The organism is uncultured Phascolarctobacterium sp. (genome assembly GCF_958349595.1).
Lineage (GTDB): Bacteria > Bacillota > Negativicutes > Acidaminococcales > Acidaminococcaceae > Phascolarctobacterium.
The window spans coordinates 1-22,780 of sequence record NZ_CATWDQ010000003.1 but is presented as its reverse complement, the minus strand read 5'-3'; the positions used below and the strand labels follow the sequence as shown (position 1 = coordinate 22,780).

Below are 22,780 nucleotides of genomic sequence, written 5' to 3'. Positions count from 1 at the left end.
AACATTCAGGACTATCTTTTTTAAAAAATCTGCCCATATTTTCAACTATTTATATAAAAATTTCTTTGTATCAAAACAAAACTTTTTCATTTTCCAACGGTAAATCCGCTCTGTTGCTTCTCAAAACAGCCCCCAAAACCACTGCAAAAATATTTTTAATAAAAGCTTGACTTATTTTTATCCCCATGTTACTATATACAAGTAGTCCGAATATACAAATTGTACTCGCATATTTTTGTAAGTCATTTGCTATTGAATGAGTTACAAAAATATGCGACTTTTTTTATACTTTTGGATATAATAATTTTTTAGGAGGTACTCGTTATGATGAACGGTACTGTAAAATGGTTTAACTCTGATAAAGGCTTTGGTTTTATTACTCCTGCTGACGGCAGCGAAGATGTATTTGTACATTTTTCCGCTATCGTAAGCGACGGCTTCAAAACTTTGGAAGAAGGTCAACCTGTGACTTTTGATACCGAAGCTGATCCGAAAAACAGCCGCAGAATGCGCGCTGCTAACGTAAAAGTAGCTTAATTAAACCTGCAGACACCTGCTCTTTCAAGAGCAGGTGTTTTTTTATTATACCGTTGTCGCCGCAGCTGCTGAAAACGCAGCCGCTTATGATATAATGGTATCATCTTATACTAGCATTGAAGGAGAATGACCATGAGCCGTACACCCTTTGTACCAGCTGATCTTTTAAGTAAATTATGGCGGGCCGTGATCGAATTTGATATGCTGCAGGCCGGCGACAAGATCCTCATCGGCCTTTCCGGCGGCAAGGACAGTATGTTTCTGACGGCAGCGCTGGCTGAAATCCAAAAATATGCCCCCGTGCCCTTTGAGCTGGCCTGTTATACCGTCGACGCCATGTTCTCGCCGTCTTTCCCCAAAGCAGAGCTGGAAGCCTTCTGCGCTCACTACGGTCTCAAGCATTACAGCGAGAAGGTCGACGTCAATTCAGCTTGGCAGAACAAAGGCAGCACGCCCTGCTTTACCTGTGCTTATTTCCGCCGCGCCGCCACCAACCGTACCGCTTTGGAGCTTGGCTTTAACAAAGTGGCTCTGGCCCATCACCATGACGACGCAGTGGAGACCTTTTTGATGAACGTGCTCACCTCCGGGCAGCTGCGTACCTTTTTACCGGTCACACCGCTGTCAAAGACCGGCCTGACCGTACTGCGGCCGCTGCTGTATTACCGCGAAAGCGAAATCATTGCAAACGTCAGCCAGCTTGAGCTGCAGCCACTGCGCAATCCCTGTCCTTACGACGGCCATACCAAGCGTCAGGACATCAAAGAACATATCCGCGAGCTGGAAAGCCTTAGTCCCGAGGTCTACGACCATCTGGCCGCCGCCATGCGCAGCGCCCCCAATCAGGAGCTGTGGCCGGCCCAGCTGAACCAGAAACAGCTGGCTGATAAATTCCATAACTTTTGGCGGCAGAAAAGTAATTAAAATAATCTGCCCTGTTATGCTGTCTGTGTTATGATTACTATAGTAACAGGTAATTATTTGATGTTATCTAAAGGAGGGTTCCTTATGGATTTTCAGGAAATGTTTTTCACTTTTGACGGCCGCCTGAACCGCAGGCCCTATATTCTGCGCTTTTTGCTGCGGAATGCCATCATCTGGTGTCTGGGCCTTATCATCGCCGCTTTTTTCACGCCCGGCGGCACCATGTTCGAGATTCTGACTTTTGCCCTGACCTTTATCGCCGCGCTCAGCTGCCTGTCGCTATATGTCAGACGGCTGCACGATCTTGATCACGGCCCGCTGATGGTACTGCTGGCCTTTATTCCGCTGATCAGCTTTTTCTTCGCGATCTACCTGATGTTTTTCCGCGGCACGATCGGACCCAACAGCTACGGTCCCGACCCGCTGGCCGATGGACGCGGGATCGACGCCTGGTAAATATAAACACAAAACCTCACTGCAGCCTGATGCTGCCAGTGAGGTTTTTTCTTGAGCCGCCCATTTTAGGCTCGTACCTGCGGCAACGGCCAAAAATATAAGTAAGCATATAAAAAAGACGCAGCCCAAGCTGCGTCTTTCGTCTTTTTTTAAGCTGTCTTACCGGCCGCGATACTGCGGGTCAGGCTGTTGATACTGTCCGTCAGCCTGTCGAGCCTGCTTTCCATGCGCACCAGCAGATACCACGACAAGACCATGGGGAACCCATAGTTAGCGACCTGCTGCAGCAGCGTTTCCGCATCCATCTTATGCTAAAACGCTGACGTCCGTAGTGCGCACACGGGCTTCAACTGCTTCGGTCAGGCCGATGCCGTCCGCTGCAAAAATATCGGCAGCAATAACCGTCTGCATGGCAGTTCTGGCTTCGGCGGCAGTAACGTCGTCACGGGGATCGGTAACACTGAAGACCTTCTTAGTGCCGTCAGCTTTTTTAAATACCAATTGTAAAACTTTTTCCATCAAATCCATCTCCTTTCAGCGGGCAGCAATTGCCTGCTTTTTGCTTTCTCCATTTCCCTGAAAAAACAGCCGCTTTTATTGAGCCAGCTCGGCTTTTTCAGTCACGACCACGCCCAGCAGCTCGTGGCCGATCAGGCCTCCCAGCGCTGCTGCCGCCTGCATGATCGCAGCCGGCTCTGCTTCCGGACGTACGCCGGCATAATTATGGCCTTTGGTTTTGGCCGCACCCTGGCTGTTGACGCCGTCTTCGACGTTCAATGTCAGGGTCTGTTTGGTAACAGTTTTAGTGATTGCCATTACTTTCACCTCCTTTGCCTCAAAATCTCGCTGCGATACCATAAGGCTTTGCTGCGGATAACATACCCGCCCGGTTTTAAAGCACTCTCCAGCGGCAGGTCGGGCAGATACCACAGATCCCAGCGCAGCTGCGGATCGCCGCTGTGCGGTCCGTAGCCGTCAAACAAGGCCGCTTCGCAATGCGTCGTCACTGTCAGGACGTTGATCTCCAATCCCAGACAGGCCGTCAATACCGCGACCGCCTGCGCCAGAGCCTCTATCTGCATCACCGTCGGCGGCTCGCTGCCAAAATCAGTATCCCAGCCGCTGCCGGCCTGCGCGTCTGCAGCGCAGCACAGCGCAATGCCAATACTGCCCGTGTTGCGGCGCCAGGTATGCTCCTTCAGTTCCGTCAATGTTGTGCAAGTAAGATACATCTCACCGCCGGGGCCGATGTTCAGGTGATAATCGTCATAAACATCCTCGTAATGGCCTGCCGTCCAGTGCAGATACAGTCTTTTGACCCGGCCCTTAGCCTGCAGGGCCAAAGCCGCCAGATCACGGTTCGTAACAGTTTGCGGATCGACATCGATCATTGTCTCACGACCTTTCAGCCCTGTAGTCGCCACCACGGTAAAAAAACGGAACTGCCTGCAAAACAGCCGCCGCTGTTCCGCTTTTCAGCAGCACTGCTGACTACAGGTGTGACGATTCTTTTCTTGCTCTCTCTTTTTCTTGTTTTTCTCTCTCCTTCTTTTCTGGCGCTCTTAAAAACCTCCTTTTACCAAAGGTTTATGTTTTAATTTACCTATATTTTATTTATAATACTTTTAATTACCCCTGTTTTGATAAGATTTGTTTTCTTAAAATTAATAATATATAATAAAGACAGTTGATAACGTACTTTTGCAAACAACCGAAATCACTACACTTCAACCCGGAAAGCTGGCCTTTTGATGAAATATCTACGCACATTTTTTCAGTTACCTATACTCTGCGCCGCGCTCTGCTGCTGTTTACTGCTGCTCCCAACCGCAGTCTCCGCTACAGGTATGCGCCCCCATCCCATCCGGGTCGGCTACACCGACAGCCCCGGTTTTATCGAAAAAACAGCCGACGGCACTATCGACGGTTACGGCGTCGCCTATCTCAACGAGATCTCGCACTATACCGGCTGGCGCTACGAATATGTGTATGCTACCTGGCAGGAATGCCTGGAGCTTTTAGCCAAAGGCGAGATCGACCTTTTAGGCATGGCGCAGTACACTCCCGAACGCAGCAAAAAATATGACTTTGCCTCACTGCCCAGCGGCGTTGAATACATGGTCATGTACGTCCGCAACGATGATAACGGGATCTACTATAACGATTATCAAAGCTTTAACGGACTGAAGATCGGCGTTCTGAAAGGCAATTTTCAAACTGAAGTTTTGAGCGAGGTAGCCCGAAAAAATTCGTTTACTTACCAGCCAGTACTTTTTGATTCCAGTCAGTCCATGATCGCCGCACTGCAAAACAAGCAGATCGACGCCGTCGTTACCGGCAGCATGCCGCTCTATAAAGATCTGCGTTTAGTAGCCCGCTTTCAGGCCGACCCGATCTATTTTATAACCACCAAAGGCAACAAAGCGGTTCTGCAGCGCCTCAACGACGCTTTAATGAACATCCACGCCAACACGCCGGAATTTGAGAATACCACCTACGCCACCTACTATGAGCGCGGACCGGTCACGATCGGCTTTCTGCCCAATGACGAACCGTTATCCTCGCTGAACAGTGACACGCAGCAGCCGGCAGGTATCCTGCCCGGAGTAGCAAAGGAACTGGAACGCCTGGCAGGCGTCAAGGTCATCCTGAAGCTGCTGCCGCCCGGGGCCCGGCTGGACCAGAGCCTGCAGACAGAAGGCTTTGATCTGATCGCCGGCGTTACCGATTATGAACCCTACCGCAACAATATCTCGATCAGGCTTTCCAAAACCTTTTTTCAGGGCCGCGTCATGGCCGTTGTCAACAAAAACAACTTTATCGACATCACCAAGCCGCAGAAGGTAGCTCTGCCCTTTAACTATGTCGCCTATAAAAACCTTATTTTAAGCAATTATCCGCATTTCTCCATTATCAACAAAAATAATACCCGGGACTGCCTGCTGGCAGTAGCCGACGGCGAAGCCGACCTGGCCCTGCAGAACAGCCATATCATCAGCTACCACCTGCAGAATCCCCGTTTCAGCGAGCTGAAGATCCTGTCTTTATTCAATTTTCCCGATAATCTTTCTCTGGCGGCTGTCAACAACGCCGACGGCAATCAGCTGCTGACCATTTTCAATAAATGTATCGATACGCTGAATCCCAAAACACTGGATAATATCGTGATGTACGAAACGGTCCAGTCGCCTTACCAGCCTACGCTGACCGATCTGATCTATAAATATAACTATCTGATCACCGCCTTGGTCATCGTCCTGATCGTGCTTTTTACCGCCTGGCTGTATTTTACACTGCAGCGGCAGAAATATCTGGAACTGCTGGAAGCCAAAAACCTGGAGCTGGAAAGAGCCGCCAAACAGGCACTGGCTGCCAGCGAAGCCAAAAGCAGCTTCCTGTCGCGCATGAGCCACGAGATCCGAACGCCGCTCAACGCTATCCTGGGCTTTACCAGGCTGGCCCTGCAGCCGGATAAACACAACTGCCACAATGAATATCTGCAAAAAATCAGTTATTCTTCCGAGCTGCTTTTAGGTATCGTCAACGACGTCCTCGATATGTCCGCCATCGAAAACCAGAAGCTCAAGCTCGACAACTCACCTTTTCAGCTGTCAAAAATCCTGCAGGAGCTGCAAAGCATCTACAGCGCCCAATGTCAGGACAAAAATATCAGCTTCCGGCTGCACTGCGATGCCGCCGGCCACGACGTCCTGCTGGGCGACAGTCTGCGCCTGCAGCAGGTCCTGAGCAATCTGCTTTCCAACGCCGTCAAATTCACCGAAGCCGGCGGCCAGATCACGCTCAGTATCACTCAGCAGCAGGCCGAAGCTGCCGGCAAAACAGTTCTGCTTCTGGTCGTCAGCGACACCGGCTGCGGTATGTCGGAGCAAATGCTGGCCCAGGTCTTCCAGCCCTTTGAACAGGAAGACGGCAGTACCGCCAGAAAATACGGCGGCAGCGGCCTGGGGCTTTCCATCGTCAAATATCTGGTCGAAGCGATGGGCGGCAGCGTCAGTGTCCACAGCGTCAAAGACAGCGGCAGTACCTTTACCGTACGGCTGACTTTGCCCTACGCCGAAAACATTACCGCAGCTGGCAGCGGCACCGGCACAGCCCAAAGCCTGATCGGACTGCATCTGCTGCTGGCTGAAGATAACCTGCTCAATCAGGAGCTGTGCCTGGAGCTTTTACAAAGCCGCGGCATCAGCAGCGACTGCGCCGGCAACGGGCAGGAAGCGCTGGAGCTGTTCAGCGGCAGCGCTCCCGGTACCTATGACCTGATCCTGATGGATATCCAGATGCCGGTCATGGACGGCTATCAGGCTACACAGGCGATCCGCGCCAGTTCGCACCCGCAGGCGCAGACGATCCCGATCATCTCGCTCTCGGCCGACGCCTTTACCGAAGATATCCAGCGCGCCTATGCCAGCGGTATGGACGCCCATGTCAGCAAGCCGGTCGTTCCCGAAGAATTGTTTGCGGCTATTGAAAGGCTTGTGCAAAAAAATCATAAAAAATAAAAACCAAAGCCCAGAGTTTAATCAACTCCGGGCTTTGGTTTTATTAAAATTAAAGGACAATGAAAAATACTTTTTTCCTTTGGTCGTTTATGTAGCCTTCCTTTTCAGAAAGTCTACCGTAATGCTCACTTAGAACTTCCAGACAAAATTCACATTGCCTGTGAAGCCCTGTTTTTTGCCGCCCCAGCCCTGCAAATTGATGTCGATTGCCGGGTCGTTGGCCCCTTTGGGCTGCAAAATATAGCCCAATTCCAGCAGGCCGCTGCTGCCTTTGATGCTGGGCGACGGCGTGCTGAAGCCCAGTACTGTCGCTTTGGCTTCGCCGTCAAATTCGTATTCGTAGGCCAGCCCTGCATAACCGGTGCCGCGCTCGCTATAGGCTTTGCTCACTCGCGCACCTACTCTGACGCGGGTGCTGTCCACAGCGTCAAAGTCGTATACTTCGCCGTTGCCTTCGCCACGTAAAGCCACGCTGTCGCCGTTTTGGTGGGTGTACATAAATTTGGCATAAACATCGGCCTTAGTAGTATCGTTCAGCTTATTCACCTTGCCTATTCCCAGATGCACGCCGTAGTAGGCACTGCTGCTGTCGTAGCTGGAAGCAACTTTGCTGCTTAAGGCACCGATCATATCGCCGCTGGCGTAATCAGCGTTCCTGCGGCCATAACGCAAGCTGCCTTCGTAGTACACGCCGCTGTTGTTGTCCTGCCGTGCCAGCACGCCGACGCCGTAATACTTGGTATTACCGTCGCCGCGGATACCGTCGTCCAGATGGCTGGTGTATTCGCCTTTACCATATTCTATAAAGGGCCCAAAGGTCAGCTTGCCCGCGTTGTTGGTTACTGCTTTGCCGAAGCCCATCGCCAGGTTATAGCCTTTGACATCGGCATACGACCCTGTCTTATAGCGCATACTGCCGCCGCCCATAGTACCAAAGATCGCGCCGTCCTCTGCGGACGTTACTGCTGTCATGCTGGCGATGCCGCCGCCCACCAGCAGATCAGCCCCGCTGTTGAGGAAGGCCGCCGTGGCTGCCTGTGTCTCGACCGGTGATTTGGTCTGCTCTAAAACTTTGCCGCCGTCAATAGTGGTAACTAATTTATGCCCATCTTCATTCAGGCCTGTCGTGATGTCGTAAACTACGCTGACGCCCTGACGCATTTCTTTGCCGTAATCCATATTATCAGCTTTGATAACGCTGCCAGTACCTGGTGTATCAGTATACAGCAGGGTGATCTGGTCGCCGGCTTTAAAGGCTGCCGCTGTGCCTTCGGCACTGACCTGTACCTTGCTGCCTGAAATATCGGCGCCATTATCCGCCGTCATCGTCAGCAAAGTAGCGTCGGCCCTGGTGCCGCCGGGCAGACAGAAGTTATAGGCATCAAAATTTTGCACCTTACTGAGAGTCAGACCTTTACTGTTAAAATTCAAAGTATTACCACTGACCGTGCCATTTGTACTAAGGCCACCATAAAGTACTGTATTTTCGCCAAAAGCCGGTGTACCGCTGATATTTACGCTGTTGCCTGTAACAGCACCGCTTCCACTATAGCCGCCGTAAATATTCCCCTTGATCGTACCACCGCTGATAACTGCACTGTTGTATTCCACCGCTCCAATATCGCTTTTACCACCATAAATATCTTCCTGGATTAATCCCGCGCTAACTGTGGCACTATTGTACGTAGCCGTTCCTCCGTTGTTACTTTCTCCACCCAATATATCACGCGCTATCTTACCACCGTTAACGACCACGCTGTTGTATGCAACAATTCCAGTGCCGTTTTTACCACCACATACATAACCATTGATTATAGCATCACTACTGATAATAATACTGTTGCCAACAACTTCTTTTGTATTACTACTCCAGCCCCAGCCGCCAAAGGCAGATTGTTCAATCGTACCGCCGCTGATATTTACGCTGTTATGCATAACAACACCGTCTCCGTAAGTAGAACCGCCGTAGACAGCATAAACCGTACCGCCGCTGATATTTACGCTGTTGTGCATAATAACACCGTCTCTGAGAGTATAACCGCCGTAGACAGTTTTTTTAGCCGTGCCGCCGCTGATATTTACGCTGTTATGCATAATAACGCCGTCTTCGTAAGTATAACCGCCAACGGCAAACCGTACCGCCGCTGATAATAACACTATTGCCTGTAACAGCACCGCTAGCGCTCCTGCCGCCGTAGACGTACTCCATCACACCACTCTTGATAAAAACTTTATTGTTCTTAGCGGCCTCTGTACCTGCGGCATAACCGCCGTAAACATAACTATACCCGCTGCTGCCGATACTGGGGCTGTTACCGCCGACATCGGTTCCGATAGTAACAATGTTATCAGTCAGAGACTGCTGCGGTTTTACATAGCCATTACTGTCTTTAACCTTCTCATAAGCTTCCTGCGTCACCACATTGATCACTTCGCCCGCCACTGCCGGCTGGGCATAAAAGCTGCTGCCCAGCAGCAGCCCCAGCATTAAACCTGCCAGAATCCTTTTGCTCAAAATACTTTCCCGCTTTTTCATCATTTCCCCTCCCGTTTTGCATAATTTATATTTTTAAACAATAGCACTGATTTTTATATAAAATAATGTTATTTATTTAAATTATAGCATAGACTTCCCCCCCGGCAAGACATTCACTTTTGCTATGAGTACAACGCCCGCTGGTCTTGCTAGCGCTTTACGCCGGCGGCTTTACCTCTGTCGGCGTCTGCGCCCGGCCTGTGCTAAGTTCGTTTTGCCGCTGCAACTGAAAAACAACCTGAAAAAGCTGCACCCCTGCCTCGAAAAACAGACAGTAAAAAACACCTCCTGTTGTAGCCTAAAAACTACAGCAGGAGGTGTTGTCAGCTCAGAAAAATATACCAGAGTTGAAAGTTTTAGTATGGAATTTTTGGGGAAACTCTGAAAACATGGGGTCTCCTCGCACAAAATTTATCATTCCGGCAGAGGCGGGGCAAGCATAGTATCAGTAGGTCAGCACTTCGTTGCCGTTTTCCGTGATCAGCACCGTATATTCCCATTGCGCGCTCATACCGCCGTCCTGGGTATAGACGGTCCAGTCGTTGGCAGCGTCCACATAAACATCACGCTTACCGGTATTGATCATCGGCTCGATCGTAAAGATCATGCCCGGCACCAACAGCATCCCGGTCTTGCGTTTGCCCACATGACAGATAAAGGGCTCCTCATGGAAGTCCACACCCACGCCATGACCGCCGAATTCAGTGACGACGGAATAGCCATGCTTGTGCGCAAAGCTGGACACGGCAGCGCCGATATCGCCGACAAAAGCCCACGGCTGCGCAGCTTCCAGTCCCCGGCGCAGGCACTCTTTCGTGATTGCTACCAGATCCTGCTTCTTTTTATCGACCTTGCCGACCATAAACATCCTGGAGGCATCGGCATAATAGCCGTTATAAATAGTGGAAACATCGACGTTGACGATGTCGCCGCTTTTGAGGACATCATGCTCCGAAGGGATACCGTGACAGACCTGATCGTTGATCGAAGTGCAGACACTTTTGGGAAAGCCGCAGAAATTTAGCGGCGCCGGGATCGCGCCGTGGCTGACGGTATATTCGTGCACGATGGTATTGATCTCCTCCGTCGTCATGCCGGTTCTGATATTTTTTTCCACTTCGTCCAAAACTGCCGTATTGATCTTGCAGGCCTCGCGGATACCGGCGATCTGCTCCGGCGTTTTCAGCATCACCCTGTCGGGCACTTCGTGCCCTGCCTTACGGTATAATTCGATCCTGTCGTCTATTTCCTGGTGGCAATCGGCATAGGCCTTACCGCTGCCGCACCAGCACAAATCAGTTGTCATATGTACTGTTCTCCTATCTGCATAAACTTTACTTGCCGCTGCCGCAGGCTGTTGCCTCCCGAAGCAGCTCTTAACGATAATGTCATTATACCACAAAACATCTGATTTTCTCATATCAAATTCATGTATTTTGTGGTAAAATAAACTTAGTTTTTTGCGAAAGGAAGTAATCTGCTAATGGAAGCTCTTTACTCTAATTTTTTTGAATATCTCCTGCATTTCGACCGCTATCTGCCCCTCGTCATGGATCAGTACGGCCACTGGATCTACGCAATCCTGTTCGTTATCGTTTTCTGCGAGACCGGCCTGGTCGTGACCCCGTTTCTGCCAGGCGATTCGCTGCTTTTTGCCTGCGGCGCCCTGTCGGCCACAGCAGCAGGTCTTGACCTGACTACGCTCGTAATTATCTTTCTCGTTTCCGCAATTTTAGGCGATGCCTGCAATTACATGATCGGCGAAGAATTCGGGCACCGGATACTGCGGAATTATCCCAAGCTCATCAAACCTGCACACATCAAGAAGGCCGAAGATTTTTATGCCAAGCACGGCCATAAAGCTATCTTCCTGGCCCGCTTTGCCCCTATCGTCCGCACGCTGGCGCCTTTTGTGGCCGGCATCGGCAGTATGCATTACCGTACTTTCGCGATCTATAATGTGACCGGCGCTGTGACCTGGGTCTTCTTATTCGTCGGCGGCGGTTACCTTTTCGGCAATATGCCCTGGGTAAAAAGCAATTTTTCCCACGTTACGCTGGGCATCATCATTTTCTCACTGATGCCTATTTTCTACGAAACCCACCTCAAAGGCTGGCTGGCCAAACGGAAAAACAAGTAAAGGAAGTGGCGCTATGTATTATTTTACCAGCGACTACACAGAGGGCGGGACGCCCGAAATACTGGAAGCACTGGCGGCAACCAATTTTGAACAGACCGGCGGTTACGGTATCGACCCCTACTGCGAAGCGGCAGCCTCGCTGATCAGAAAAGAATGCGGCCGCAGCGACATCGACGTCCATTTTATGACCGGCGGCACCCAGACCAACCTGACGATCATCTGTGCGGCGCTGCGTCCCTTCCACGGTGTTTACGGCACTGTGCAGAGCCATATCAACACGCACGAAGCCGGCGCTATCGAACGTACCGGTCATAAAGTGCTCGACCTGCCTACCACGGACGGCAAAATCACCGCCGCCATGATCAGCGAACAGCACGAGCTGTATCTCAACGATCCCAGCCGTGAGCATCTGGTCCAGCCCAAAATGGTCTATATCTCGCAGCCGACCGAGATCGGTTCGCTGTACCATAAGGACGAGCTGGAAGCGCTGTACGCTGTCTGCCAGCGTTACGGACTGTATCTTTTCATCGACGGCGCCCGCCTGGGCTACGGCCTGACCGCCCCTGACAATGATCTGACCCTGGCCGATATCACCAATAACTGCGACGTCTTCTGCATCGGCGGCACCAAATGCGGCGCCCTGTTCGGCGAAGCGGCAGTTATCGTCAACCCGGCCTTAAAAGCCGATTTCCGCACGATCATGAAACAGGGCGGCACTGTTTTAGCCAAAGGACGCCTGCTGGGCCTGCAATTTGAAACGCTTTTTACAGACGGCCTTTATTATAAGATCTGCCGTCACGGTATCGAGCTGGCCCTGCAGATCAAAGCCGCCGTCAAAGAGCGCGGCCTGGAATTCGTGACTGATTCTACTACTAACCAGCAGTTCATTATTTTCCCGCAAACGATGTATGACGAGCTGAGCAGGCACTTTGTCCTCGCACCCTGGGAATATCTCAGCGGCGACAGGATCGCGGCCCGCATCTGCACCAGCTGGGCCACAGACCCGGCCCAGGTCGACAAGCTGTGCGAATTGATCAAAACACTGTAAGTAAATACTGCTGCGGCAGAGAAAAAGCCTCTCAATAAAATTTTATTGAGAGGCTTTTATTTATCAGCGCACCGAACGCAGTCCGGTCCTATTCACTTTCCGCCACGGTGATCTGCGACATAAACGGTTCTGCTTCCAGCTCTTTACTGTAAATAACGCAATTATTTTTACCGCGCTTCTTCGCCTCATATAAAGCCTTATCTGCTTTATATAAAAGCGTTTTCTCGTCCGTACCGTCCACCGGATAGAACGACACGCCTACAGACACCGACAGCGGCACCTGAATATCAGCTTCACGTCCCAGCCTTTCGATGCCGGCCCTCAGGTCATCTGCTTTCAAAAGCGCCAGACCGCTGTCCCTGACATTCTGCATGATAATCAAAAACTCGTCGCCGCCGATACGGCAGACGATATCATTGGACCGGAACTGCCCGCTGATCTCATTGGCGATCCGGCACAGCACTTCATCGCCGAACAAATGCCCGTGCCTGTCGTTGACCATTTTAAAATTATCAACGTCCAGAAACATGACCGCGGCTTTTTCCTGCTGCGGCTCGCACAGCAGCTGCTGCAGCAAACGCTCACCATAAGCCCGGTTGCCCAGCTTCGTTAAGGCATCGCTCTCAGCCTGCCTTTTCCACAGACCGATCTCACGCTTCATTTTATCGATACTGATCATCCTGCCGACAATGCTGAGCATCACGCCATAATGTTCCTTGTCCCAGATCGAATTGACGTGGAGCCTGTACCATTTTTCTTCGCCGAACTTGTCGATCAGCCGTACATCCTTGACATAGCCGCTGTTTTCTTCGGTCAAAGCATGCGTCAGTTCCCTCAGCTCCTGCAGATCTTCCGGCAGAATGACCATACTGCTGCCCATGGCTGCCCTGGCGTTTGTGACCACACATTCGCCGCCAAAGACTTTTTTATATTCATCAGAAAAGATGATCAAATCTTTTTCAACGTCATAATCAAAAATAATATCGCCGCTCATGGCAAACAGCGCCTTCTGTTTTTCACGCTCTATTTCCAAAAGCCGCGCGACACGGCTGTTTTTATCCATATCGCAGCTATAGCATTTTTTCCCGCTGAACTTTTCGGTATTGGGATGCTGATAATGATATACGACTGCCGGCAGCCCGTCATCCGACTGCAAAATTTCCGGCAGGCTCGGCGCGATCTTCAAAAAGCACTGCAGCAGATCAGGACTGAAAGCACCGCATTCACCCTTTTCGATCATTTTGACCGATTCCTCATGGGTAAAAGCGCCTTTATAACAGCGGACACTGGTCAAAGCGTCATAGCAGTCGGCCAGCGCCACGATCTGCGCGTAAATGGGTATCTCTTTGCCGATCAGGCCATCGGGATACCCGCTGCCGTCCCATTTTTCATGGTGCCAGCGGCAAATATTATAGTGATAGCGGTACTGCTCTTTATTCTGCTTCAGGCTGTCGATGCTCTCCAGGATCTCGCAGCCGTACAGCGTATGTTCCTTCATGATCGCAAATTCTTCTGCCGTCAGACGGCCCGGCTTATTCAGGATATAGTCCGGGATCGCGATCTTGCCGATGTCATGCAGCGCCGCCGCCATCGAAATATCCTCGATCGTCTTATCGCTCATTTTATATTCGGCATTCTGCCGTCCCAGCTCCTTCAGCATGATCTTGGTCAGCTGACGGATGCGCTGGACGTGCTGTCCTGATTCACAGTCACGGAATTCGACGATCGTACTCAGCGTATCGATCATGGCCACGTTAAAATTACGCAGCTGCTCGTTCTGCTTTTCGATCTTGTTCATCTGCTCCTGGACCAGATTCTCCAGCTTGTAACGGTAACGGTACAATTCAATGATATTATTGACGCGCTGACAGATATTATCAGGATTGAACGGTTTTAAAACAACGTCGACCACGCCCAGGCGAAAGCCTTTGGAAATAGCGTCATTGGACGATTCGGCCGTGATCAGGAAGATAGGAGTTTTCTCGGTCAGGCCTTTGGCGTTCATGATCTCCAGCGCTTCCAGACCGTTCATGATCGGCATCACGATATCCATCAGCACGATCGCAATTTCTTCGTGATACTGCTGCATCAGTTCTACAGCCGTTTTGCCGTTATCTGCTTCCAATATTTCGTAGTCCCCGGCAAAAAGTTCACACAGTATCGCCCGGTTAAGCTCTACGTCATCGACTATCAGGATTTTATCTTTTTGCTTCTCCAAGCCTGTCTGCCCCCTTTGGCGGTTATTTTAGTCGCAGATTACAAGCAACTGTAAAATTCATAACAATAACAATTCTATATGTTCTATTATATTATTTTTTTACATTTTATACAATAAAAACTTCTTCTTACAAATAAAATATCACACTCCCTGTAATATTTGCTGCAGCCGCTGCAGTTTCTGCCGCCAGTCACTGCTGTAAGCCCCGCCGCCCTGGGCAAAGCTCTGCGATCCGCCACCCTTGCCGCCGAACAGCTCGCCTGCCTGTCTGCACAGATCACGGCAATCGGCCTGCGTCTGCTCACCGCAGCCCAAAACATAATTGACGCGCTCGCCGGAGCTGTATACCACCGCCGCCACAGTACGCCCGCCTGCCAGCAGTTTGTTCAGCAGCAGTTTGGCGTCGGCGGCACTGCAATCCTCCTGCGCCGCGGCGATATATTTGATGCCGCTTGCATCGACAGCAGCCTGCTCTAAAAGCTGCGGCGCTAAGAATTCATACAATTTAACAGTCTGCGCTTTCAAACGCTCGCTCTGCGCCGCCAATTCGCCCTGCAATTTACCTATCCCCTGCGGCACGCCCTCCGGCTTCATGGAAAGCAGCCGTCCTGCCTGCCAGACGTAGTCGTTTTTTTGCCGCGCGTCCTCTAAAGCCCAGCGCCCGCACAAAAATTCTACCCTGATCCCGTCCTTATGCTTATCGAAACGGTTGATCCTGATCAGCCCGATCATCCCTGTGCGGGCAGGATGCGTACCGCAGCAGGTGCAGACATCGCCGCCCTCCACAGTAACGATCCGCAGCGTACCGGTCAGCTTCTCATTCTTCTTGCGCATTACCAGCTCCGGCAGCCTGGTATGCGGCAGATAACTGACCGTGATCGGCTTATCCTCCCAGATCTGTCTGTTGGCATAATCTTCAGCCTGCGCCAGCTCGGCTGCCGTCAGCTCTTTATCAAGATCGATAGTCACCAGCCGCTCACCCATATGAAAACCAATGTTATTGGCGCCAAACAGCTTCCACACCGCGTGCGAAAGGATATGCTCGCCGGCATGCTGCTGCATATGGTCCAGCCGGGCCTGCCAGTCCAACACCGCCTCGACCTGCGTGCCAGCCGCCAACGGCTGCTCGCAGTAATGCAGCACCTCGCCGTCACGCTCAGCGGCATAAGTCATCTTCACGCCGCCCAAAGTGCCCCGGTCGCTCAGCTGACCGCCGCCCTCCGGGAAAAAGACCGTCCTGTCCAAAACGACGGCATAACCGCCACTGGTTGCCTCGCAGCTCTGCACCGTTGCCAGGCAGCTTTTTAACATCGAATCCTGTTCATACAATTTTTCCGTCATTTTTAAAACCCCTCATCAATAAAATTTCTCTTTTCATTATAGCACTGCTGCCGTCGGCCGTTAAGCAATAACTGCCGCTGTTTTGCACCGCAGCTTATTTGTGTTATAATGTGAACACTTGGCGAGGTATTTTCGAGCCTAGTGAGAACATATACCCTTGCGGTATAATGTAAACACAATGCGCTGCTGGGACACACGCCAACCTCAACAGCAGTGCTGGTGTTGGGACGATGTCGGTGCAGGGATAAACGCAAGGGTTTTATTACCACGAACGCATCCTCCATGACCTGACCCGCAGCCGACCAGGAAAAACACCTGCGCTGCCGGATCACAGGTCAGCTTCAACAGCAGTGCTGGTGTTAGGACGATGTCGGCGCAGGGATAAACGCAAGGGTTTTATTACCACGAACGCATCCTCCATGACCTGACCCGCAGCCGACCAGGAAAAACACCTGCGCTGCCGGATCACAGGTCAGCTTCAACAGCAGTGCTGGTGTTAGGACGATGTCGGCGCAGGGATAAACGCAAGGGTTTTATTACCACGAACGCATCCTCCATGACCTGACCCGCAGCCGACCAGGAAAAACACCTGCGCTGCCGGATCACACGCCAGCCTCAACAACAACACAGACCTGAATATTATCAAATCAAGGAGCAAACAATGTATAAATATATCCTTTTCGACCTCGACGGCACCCTCACCGACTCTGCCCCCGGCATCATCCGCTGCGTCCAGTACGCCTTGGAAAAAAGCGGCAAAGGCAGCTATCCCGACCACGAACTGCTGCCCTTTATCGGCCCGCCGCTCACCGAATCCTTCCAGAATTTCTGCGGCATGAGCGAAGGCGAAGCCCACGCCGCCCTTGAATATTACCGCGAGCGCTTCGCCCGCGTCGGCATGTTTGAAAACTCTGTCTACGACGGTATCCCCCAGCTGCTGCAGACCCTGCGCCAGGCAGGCAAGATCCTCGCCGTTGCCACCAGCAAGCCGCAGCTTTACGCCGAAAAAATTTTAGAACACTACAAACTTGCCCCCTATTTTACGACTGTTGCCGGCCCCGGCTTCAACGGCGAACTGCCGACCAAAGCCGACGTTATCGGCGAAGTGCTGCAGCGCCTGCACATCGAAAGCGACGCTAAAACCGCAGCCGTTATGCTGGGCGACCGCGAACACGACGCCATCGGCGCACAGCAAAACGACATCGCCATCATCGGCGCCGGCTACGGCTACAGCTCCCCCGGGGAACTGACTGCCGCCGGCGTCAGCCAGATCGCTGCCAAGCCGCAGGACTTTGCCGAACTGCTTCTTTAACGATCCTCAAACAGCGATATTTTCTGTAAATCAATACTGCTTGATAACTTTATTTTCACCACAGCGTCCGGCTTTTGCCGGGCGCTGTATTTTTTTGCCCTTTAACTGTTATTTTTTTCAAGTTATACACCTGTGGAAAACTTTTGCTTGCGGGGGGGGGGCAAAGTGCTATAATACAAAGCAAAAGTTAATTTTTTTATCTTTTCAAGGTATTTTATTTGCCAATCGAATATTCATGATCAGGTGCAGCATTGCCTAACAGAGAAATCGGTTTAAAGCCGATGCGGTCCCGCCGCTGTAATGCCGAGCAAGCCTCATAACGTCACTGGGAAACCGGGAAGGCGAGGTAAGCGATGACGCAGAGCCAGAAGAACTGCCTGATCATCCGTCCACACCCTCCTGCGAACGACAGGCAGAGCGTTAGAAGCTTTTTTACGCTTTTCTGCCTTTGTGCGCAGAAAAGCGTTTTTTCTTTTGCTTTTAAATTTTTCGGCACGCGAAACTCGGACAGCTCGGTCGAAGGATTTAGAAAATAAATTTATAGGAAGTGTTTATTTGATGAATGGAAACAAGAAATTTTTAGCAATGGCGGTATTGTGCGCCGTTGCCAGCGTCGGCTTCGTACTGCCTGCCGCCGCTGAGGAAACCATGACGCACGATCTGGACGAAGTCATCGTCGAAGCCGACAGGGACGCCCTGCCGGGGGGATATATTACCTCGATCAGCAGTAACGGTATTTTGGGTAAAGGCAGCATTATGGATATTCCCTTTAGCAAAACCAGTTTTTCTAACAAAACAATCGAACAATTCAACGATCCTACCGCTCCCTTAACAAGTGTTTTAATCAATACTCCATCTGTGCGCAGCAGCAGCTATGGCTTATATAACGACTTTTCTATCCGCGGCATCCACACCACTGGTTATGCCTTATACGTCAACGGTGTTCCCGGTATGTTTACACAATCTACAATACCAACCAATTTTGCCGAAAGGATAGAAGTCAATGCCGGACCCAATATGGGTATCGAAGGTACTACACTGAATGAATCTGCTGGCGGTATGGTCAATATGGTTTCCAAAAAAGCTACGGATAAACCCATAAACCGGATCACACAAATTTTTTCAGGCAAAAGTACCTACGGTCAAATCATAGATATCGGCCAACGCTTCGGTAAAAACAAATCCTGGGGACTACGCATCAATGCCGAAAACATCAGCGGCAAAACAAGTGTCGATAACGAAGAACTCACCAACCGCGATATTTTCATCAACTTAGACCACCGCGACGAAAACAGCACTTCTAATTTATTTGCCGGTTATCGTCAATCAAAAATCAAAAATCCGCGCGGAGCATTTCAACTAGGCCCCAATGTAACAGCAATGCCGTCTGCTCCTAAAAACACTCTTAATTATGGTTATGACGGTCAGGAAGCTGCTTTGGATACCTGGATGGTGACTCTGAACCATGAACAAAAAATCGGTAAAGACGTTGTCGCATTCTTCAACGGTGGTTACAGCCGTTATGATCTATACAAAAACATAACCTGGCGTGCCGTAGACCCCTATATTATCACAAGTAACGATGGCACCTTCACCGCACATTCTGATCGGGACGGCGGTTTTCCAATGGATTCATATTATCTGCAAACAGGCATCAAAGGCAAAATTACGACAGGTACAGTAACTCACAACCTGGCCGGTACTGTTGACAGAATGTGGAAATACGGATACAGCCAATATTCTAACGGCGGCCCTAATATGGTAGATACGCCCAATGCCGGCAATATTTATGAAGGACGTTACGACGGCAAAATCCCCAATCTCAATATCAATCATAACGGATTCTACCGCAGCAACAGAACAAACTACTGGGGCTGGACTTTGGCAGATAATATCGAGTTTGGCAAAGCTACTGTTTTGTTAGGTCTGCACGGCCACCATACAGACACCCAATCCTACGGTAAAGACAGCGTGAAATCCAATGATACCAGCCCCACTTACGGCATTATGTATAAGCCAACTGATAAATTATCAGTTTACGCCTCACACTCCGAAAGCTTCGCAGCCGGCAGCGTTGTCGGAAGCGGCTACAAGAATACTGATGCTATCCTTGACCCTGCTAAAACCAAGCAAAACGAGGTAGGCGTTAAATACCAGGCCGGACAAATGACCACCTCTTTAAGTTTCTTCGAAATCACTAAAGCCAGCCAAAAAGTACAGCCCCAGCCGGTTGGTCTGCCGTTACTCACCAATGACGGCGAAAATACTTACAAAGGCATTGAACTTGCAGTAAACGGCAAAATCAGCGATAAATGGGCTTTAATGGGCGGCTTTATGTATCTTGACGCTGAACAGAAAAAAACTAAAAACGGCGACTTAGATGGCATTGCCGTCAACGGCGTTGCAAAATGGAATGCTGTTCTGACTGCCGAATATGCTCCCGATAAAAGCACTTCCTTCTGGGGCCGCGGCGTCTACACCGGTAATGCCAAAATCAACAACGAAAAATTCACCGTTCCTTCTTCTTTAGTTTTTGATCTCGGCGCCAGCTATAAAACCAAATTAGGCACTACACCGGTAACTGTAAGCGCCACCTGCTACAACGTGCTTAATAAAGATTATTGGCTGCCTCAAGGCGGCTACAGCAGCGGCAATCTTGCCATTGGTACACCGCGTACATTAATGTTGTCTGCACAGTTTGAGCTTTAAAAATAAATTAAGGGAGAAGGAACCTTCTCCCTTAATTTTAATTGTCTGGGAATAAAAATATGCGAACTAAATTTAATAAATCATCTATATATACTATGTTCTATCTGCTTATCATTTGCATCCTGTGTATGGGCTGTTCATTTCATAACCCGGTTGAGCAGCAATCCGCCACATTGATTACTGTTCGCGACAGTCTGGGCAGAAAAATAACTTTAGATAAACCGCTTACTCGCGTCGCTATTGCCAATGCCTATAATACAGACCTGACTGAACTAGTCACTGCTCTGGGATGTCTGGATACGATAGTTGGTATCGATCAGAATATCTTATGGAACAATGAAGCCTTCCACAATAAATTTACACAAGACCAATTGATTTGCGCCCGTGAAGGACTGGCTATAAATTATGAAAAAGTGATCGCATTAAAACCACAGGCTTTGCTGATCTCCAGTAAAGGCAGCTGGTTCGATGCACAGGAAAAATTATCACACTTCGGTATCAGCGTCATTGTCATCGACACGCATGATCTGGAACGGTTTGCTGATAATTGTGATTTATTGGGTAAAATTTTTGGCAAGGAAAACAGAGCCGGGGAAATAAAAAACTATTTTGGCGGACAGCTGCAATATGTCCAAAAACATCTTGCTGATATCAAAAATAGAAAAACAGTCTATTTTGAATGCGGCGGCCCTGGTGCAACAACTATGCCTGGCAGCTATTTTTACAGTCTTGTCAAATATACCGGCGGCATCAATATCATGGAAGACGCAGTAGAAAGACATATCGTACAGGAGGCCGTTATCTTAAGAAATCCCCAGTATATTGTCAAAATGTCAGATAATCGCTGGAAATATTCATATCGGCCGCCCACCTTAGATGAACATCAAAAAATAAAAAAAGAAATGCTTACAAGAAACAGCTGGGAAGAAATCAGAGCCGTACAAAACGATAATATCTTCCAGCTTTCCTATTTTGCCCATTGCGGCGCTTCAAAAATCATCGGCGTACTGTATGTAGCCAAATTTTTATATCCTGAATATTTACCCGATCTGCATCCTGAAGCAGTTTTTAAACTCTGGCTGACAAAATATTTAAATCTGGAATATTTGCCGGGGCATACCTATCCGCCTATGCAAATCAATGATTGAAAGGTAAATTTATGTCTATCGAAGAACAATACCAATACTATCAGCGAAAAAATAAATTTAAAATCATCTATATAACTTTAGGTATAGCGATAGTCTCCCTGCTTTGTCTTTCCTGGAATGCAACCATTGGCCCTGGCGAACTTTCAGCGGCACTGTTCAACTATTTTTCTACCCAGACTGTTACCGGTGAAAATACCGCAGCAGCTAAGGTAGTTTTGTTTCTGCGCCTGCCGCGCATCTGTCTGGCAATATTGGCAGGCTTCGGATTAGCTGCCGCCGGTCTGATGATGCAGTCGGTAACGCGCAACTTTTTAGTCAGCCCTTTCACTCTAGGAGTTTCTTCAGCAGCAGCTTTCGGGGCTTCTTTATGTATCGTTTTTGGTAATGCCACAATATTTTTTAACGACTTTTTAATTATTGGCAGCGCTTTTATTGCAGCAATGCTCAGTATGCTGATTGTTTTTACTGTAGCAAAAAAAGTTGGCATTACAGCAAACTCTGTCATTTTGGTAGGCATCGCACTAAACTATTTTTTTGCAGCTCTAACCGCCTCACTGCAATTTTTTGCCCAGGAAAACAAACTGGCCGCTGTAGTTCAATGGACATTTGGAACTTTTAACAGAGCCAACTGGGATGCAGTAATTATTATCGGCGCAGTTACGGCATTTTGCTCATTTTTTGCCATTAGTCTGCTTTCACAATGGAATGCCATGGCCAGCAGCAACGACGAATTAGTACGAAGTCTTGGCATCAGTCCACAAAAATTAAGGGGTTTAACGATGTTTTTAGCCGTACTCATTACAGCCACGATCATTAGTTTTACAGGCGTTATCGGCTTTGTCGGACTGATCGCACCACACATCGCCCGCCTTATTATCGGCAACGATCACCATTTTCTATTTCCGCTGTCCGGTCTCATCGGTTCCGGTCTGCTGGTCTTATCAGATACTTTTGGTAAATTTATTCTCTATCCTGTCAATGTTCCCGTTGGCATAGTAGTTTCGTTTTTAGGCGTTCCTGTTTTTATCCATTTAATTCTGCATACAGGAAAGAGTGATCTATGATGACTTTAGAAATAAAGCATTTATCATTTGCTTACCGGCCAGACAAACCAGTGCTTAATGACATCTCTCTCTCCGTAACTGCCGGTGAAATTTTAGGTATCCTCGGACCTAATGGCACAGGTAAAACGACTTTTATCAAATGTATCAATAATATCCTGCCTGTCACAATGGGTAAAGTATTCTTGAATGGTCACGATATAGTAACCATGTCCCCACAGGAAACAGCTAAATTTATTGCCTATGTACCACAATACACAGATAATTATTTCCAACTCAATGTTATCGATGCCGTGATGTTGGGGCGACTGCCTTACGCACGCAAGCACTATTCAGAAAATGACAAAGCACTCGTTTTTGATATACTTCAGCGAATGCAGCTGGAAGCGCTGGCCTTCCGCACACTGAATACCTTAAGCGGCGGTGAACGGCAGCGGGTTTTTATTGCACGCGCTTTGGCACAGCAGCCCCGCTGCATCATTCTGGACGAACCGACCAGCAGCCTGGACCTGCACAATCAGCTGTTTATCCTGCACACCATCACCAATTTAGCCAGACAAAATAATATCTCTATCATTATGACGATCCACGACTTGAACCTGGCTTCAATGTTCTGTGACAATATCCTGATGCTTAAAGAAACCAGAACATTTGCCTATGGTTCGGCACAAAGCGTATTGGGAAAGCAGGTTATTGATACTATGTACAATGTTAAAACCACTGTTACGGTCGAGGATTCTTTTAAACACATCCGTCTTTTAAAAAATTTATAACTATAACTTTATTTTCACCACAGCGTCCGGCTTTTGCCGGGCGCTGTATTTTTTTGC

20 protein-coding genes and 1 riboswitch are annotated in these 22,780 nt (G+C 49.4%); of the genes, 11 read left to right on the top strand and 9 right to left on the bottom strand.

What is annotated here, in order from left to right:
- Positions 1-324 precede the first annotated feature (324 nt).
- From Q4G98_RS03525 to Q4G98_RS03515, 3 genes are all read left to right on the top strand, one after another.
- Positions 325-537, top strand: coding sequence for a cold-shock protein (locus Q4G98_RS03525; RefSeq protein WP_177560584.1), 213 nt, complete (start codon positions 325-327; stop codon positions 535-537).
- 132 nt (positions 538-669) lie between these two features.
- The gene (locus Q4G98_RS03520) at positions 670-1,461 is read left to right on the top strand and encodes a tRNA 2-thiocytidine biosynthesis TtcA family protein (protein ID WP_298562709.1); all 792 of its coding nucleotides are present in this window, start codon (positions 670-672) and stop codon (positions 1,459-1,461) included.
- An 84-nt stretch (positions 1,462-1,545) separates the two neighbouring features.
- Complete coding sequence (locus tag Q4G98_RS03515) at positions 1,546-1,917, top strand: DUF805 domain-containing protein (RefSeq protein WP_301961840.1); 372 nt, start codon at positions 1,546-1,548, stop codon at positions 1,915-1,917.
- Between the two features lie 149 nt (positions 1,918-2,066).
- Here the strand turns inward: Q4G98_RS03515 and Q4G98_RS03510 are convergent, their stop codons facing one another.
- The 4 genes from Q4G98_RS03510 to Q4G98_RS03495 form a co-directional block, all read right to left on the bottom strand.
- Positions 2,067-2,222, bottom strand: coding sequence for a YvrJ family protein (locus Q4G98_RS03510; RefSeq protein WP_177560587.1), 156 nt, complete (start codon positions 2,220-2,222; stop codon positions 2,067-2,069).
- 1 nt (position 2,223) lies between these two features.
- Positions 2,224-2,436: a DUF2922 domain-containing protein gene (locus Q4G98_RS03505; RefSeq protein WP_293545336.1), complete on the bottom strand. Its 213-nt coding sequence runs from the start codon at positions 2,434-2,436 to the stop codon at positions 2,224-2,226.
- A gap of 75 nt (positions 2,437-2,511) precedes the next feature.
- The gene (locus Q4G98_RS03500; RefSeq protein WP_177560589.1) at positions 2,512-2,733 is read right to left on the bottom strand and encodes a DUF1659 domain-containing protein; all 222 of its coding nucleotides are present in this window, start codon (positions 2,731-2,733) and stop codon (positions 2,512-2,514) included.
- A 5-nt stretch (positions 2,734-2,738) separates the two neighbouring features.
- Positions 2,739-3,344, bottom strand: coding sequence for an N-acetylmuramoyl-L-alanine amidase (locus Q4G98_RS03495; protein WP_298562705.1), 606 nt, complete (start codon positions 3,342-3,344; stop codon positions 2,739-2,741).
- A gap of 420 nt (positions 3,345-3,764) precedes the next feature.
- Between Q4G98_RS03495 and Q4G98_RS03490 the strand changes: the two genes are divergently transcribed.
- A complete protein-coding gene (locus Q4G98_RS03490) occupies positions 3,765-6,437 on the top strand; it encodes a transporter substrate-binding domain-containing protein (protein WP_298562704.1) in 2,673 nt (890 codons plus the stop codon).
- A gap of 129 nt (positions 6,438-6,566) precedes the next feature.
- Here the strand turns inward: Q4G98_RS03490 and Q4G98_RS03485 are convergent, their stop codons facing one another.
- The 3 genes from Q4G98_RS03485 to Q4G98_RS03475 form a co-directional block, all read right to left on the bottom strand.
- The gene (locus tag Q4G98_RS03485) at positions 6,567-8,612 is read right to left on the bottom strand and encodes an autotransporter outer membrane beta-barrel domain-containing protein (protein ID WP_301961839.1); all 2,046 of its coding nucleotides are present in this window, start codon (positions 8,610-8,612) and stop codon (positions 6,567-6,569) included.
- Positions 8,524-8,976 (bottom strand): hypothetical protein, encoded by a 453-nt coding sequence (locus Q4G98_RS03480; protein ID WP_301961838.1) that lies wholly within the window; start codon positions 8,974-8,976, stop codon positions 8,524-8,526. Before Q4G98_RS03480 ends, Q4G98_RS03485 begins: the two co-directional genes overlap by 89 nt.
- A gap of 442 nt (positions 8,977-9,418) precedes the next feature.
- The gene (locus tag Q4G98_RS03475; RefSeq protein WP_298562702.1) at positions 9,419-10,279 is read right to left on the bottom strand and encodes a methionyl aminopeptidase; all 861 of its coding nucleotides are present in this window, start codon (positions 10,277-10,279) and stop codon (positions 9,419-9,421) included.
- Positions 10,280-10,456: 177 nt separating this feature from the next.
- On the opposite strand from Q4G98_RS03475, the gene Q4G98_RS03470 reads away from it, so the two are divergent.
- Complete coding sequence (locus Q4G98_RS03470; protein WP_177560594.1) at positions 10,457-11,113, top strand: DedA family protein; 657 nt, start codon at positions 10,457-10,459, stop codon at positions 11,111-11,113.
- A gap of 13 nt (positions 11,114-11,126) precedes the next feature.
- Positions 11,127-12,161, top strand: a complete 1,035-nt coding sequence (locus Q4G98_RS03465) for a low specificity L-threonine aldolase (protein WP_298562701.1) — start codon at positions 11,127-11,129, stop codon at positions 12,159-12,161.
- 88 nt (positions 12,162-12,249) lie between these two features.
- Here the strand turns inward: Q4G98_RS03465 and Q4G98_RS03460 are convergent, their stop codons facing one another.
- A complete protein-coding gene (locus tag Q4G98_RS03460; RefSeq protein ID WP_298562699.1) occupies positions 12,250-14,379 on the bottom strand; it encodes a diguanylate cyclase in 2,130 nt (709 codons plus the stop codon).
- Positions 14,380-14,520: 141 nt separating this feature from the next.
- Complete coding sequence (locus Q4G98_RS03455; protein WP_298562697.1) at positions 14,521-15,720, bottom strand: alanyl-tRNA editing protein; 1,200 nt, start codon at positions 15,718-15,720, stop codon at positions 14,521-14,523.
- 661 nt (positions 15,721-16,381) lie between these two features.
- On the opposite strand from Q4G98_RS03455, the gene Q4G98_RS03450 reads away from it, so the two are divergent.
- From Q4G98_RS03450 to Q4G98_RS03430, 5 genes are all read left to right on the top strand, one after another.
- The gene (locus Q4G98_RS03450) at positions 16,382-17,032 is read left to right on the top strand and encodes an HAD hydrolase-like protein (protein ID WP_298562695.1); all 651 of its coding nucleotides are present in this window, start codon (positions 16,382-16,384) and stop codon (positions 17,030-17,032) included.
- Between the two features lie 224 nt (positions 17,033-17,256).
- A riboswitch (cobalamin riboswitch) is annotated at positions 17,257-17,428 on the top strand.
- 162 nt (positions 17,429-17,590) lie between these two features.
- The gene (locus Q4G98_RS03445; protein WP_301961837.1) at positions 17,591-19,741 is read left to right on the top strand and encodes a TonB-dependent siderophore receptor; all 2,151 of its coding nucleotides are present in this window, start codon (positions 17,591-17,593) and stop codon (positions 19,739-19,741) included.
- 59 nt (positions 19,742-19,800) lie between these two features.
- Positions 19,801-20,889, top strand: a complete 1,089-nt coding sequence (locus tag Q4G98_RS03440; RefSeq protein ID WP_301961836.1) for an ABC transporter substrate-binding protein — start codon at positions 19,801-19,803, stop codon at positions 20,887-20,889.
- 11 nt (positions 20,890-20,900) lie between these two features.
- On the top strand, positions 20,901-21,953 hold the full coding sequence (locus tag Q4G98_RS03435; RefSeq protein ID WP_298565940.1) for an iron ABC transporter permease: 1,053 nt from the start codon (positions 20,901-20,903) through the stop codon (positions 21,951-21,953).
- Positions 21,950-22,723 (top strand): ABC transporter ATP-binding protein, encoded by a 774-nt coding sequence (locus tag Q4G98_RS03430; protein WP_298565937.1) that lies wholly within the window; start codon positions 21,950-21,952, stop codon positions 22,721-22,723. Before Q4G98_RS03435 ends, Q4G98_RS03430 begins: the two co-directional genes overlap by 4 nt.
- Positions 22,724-22,780 lie beyond the last annotated feature (57 nt).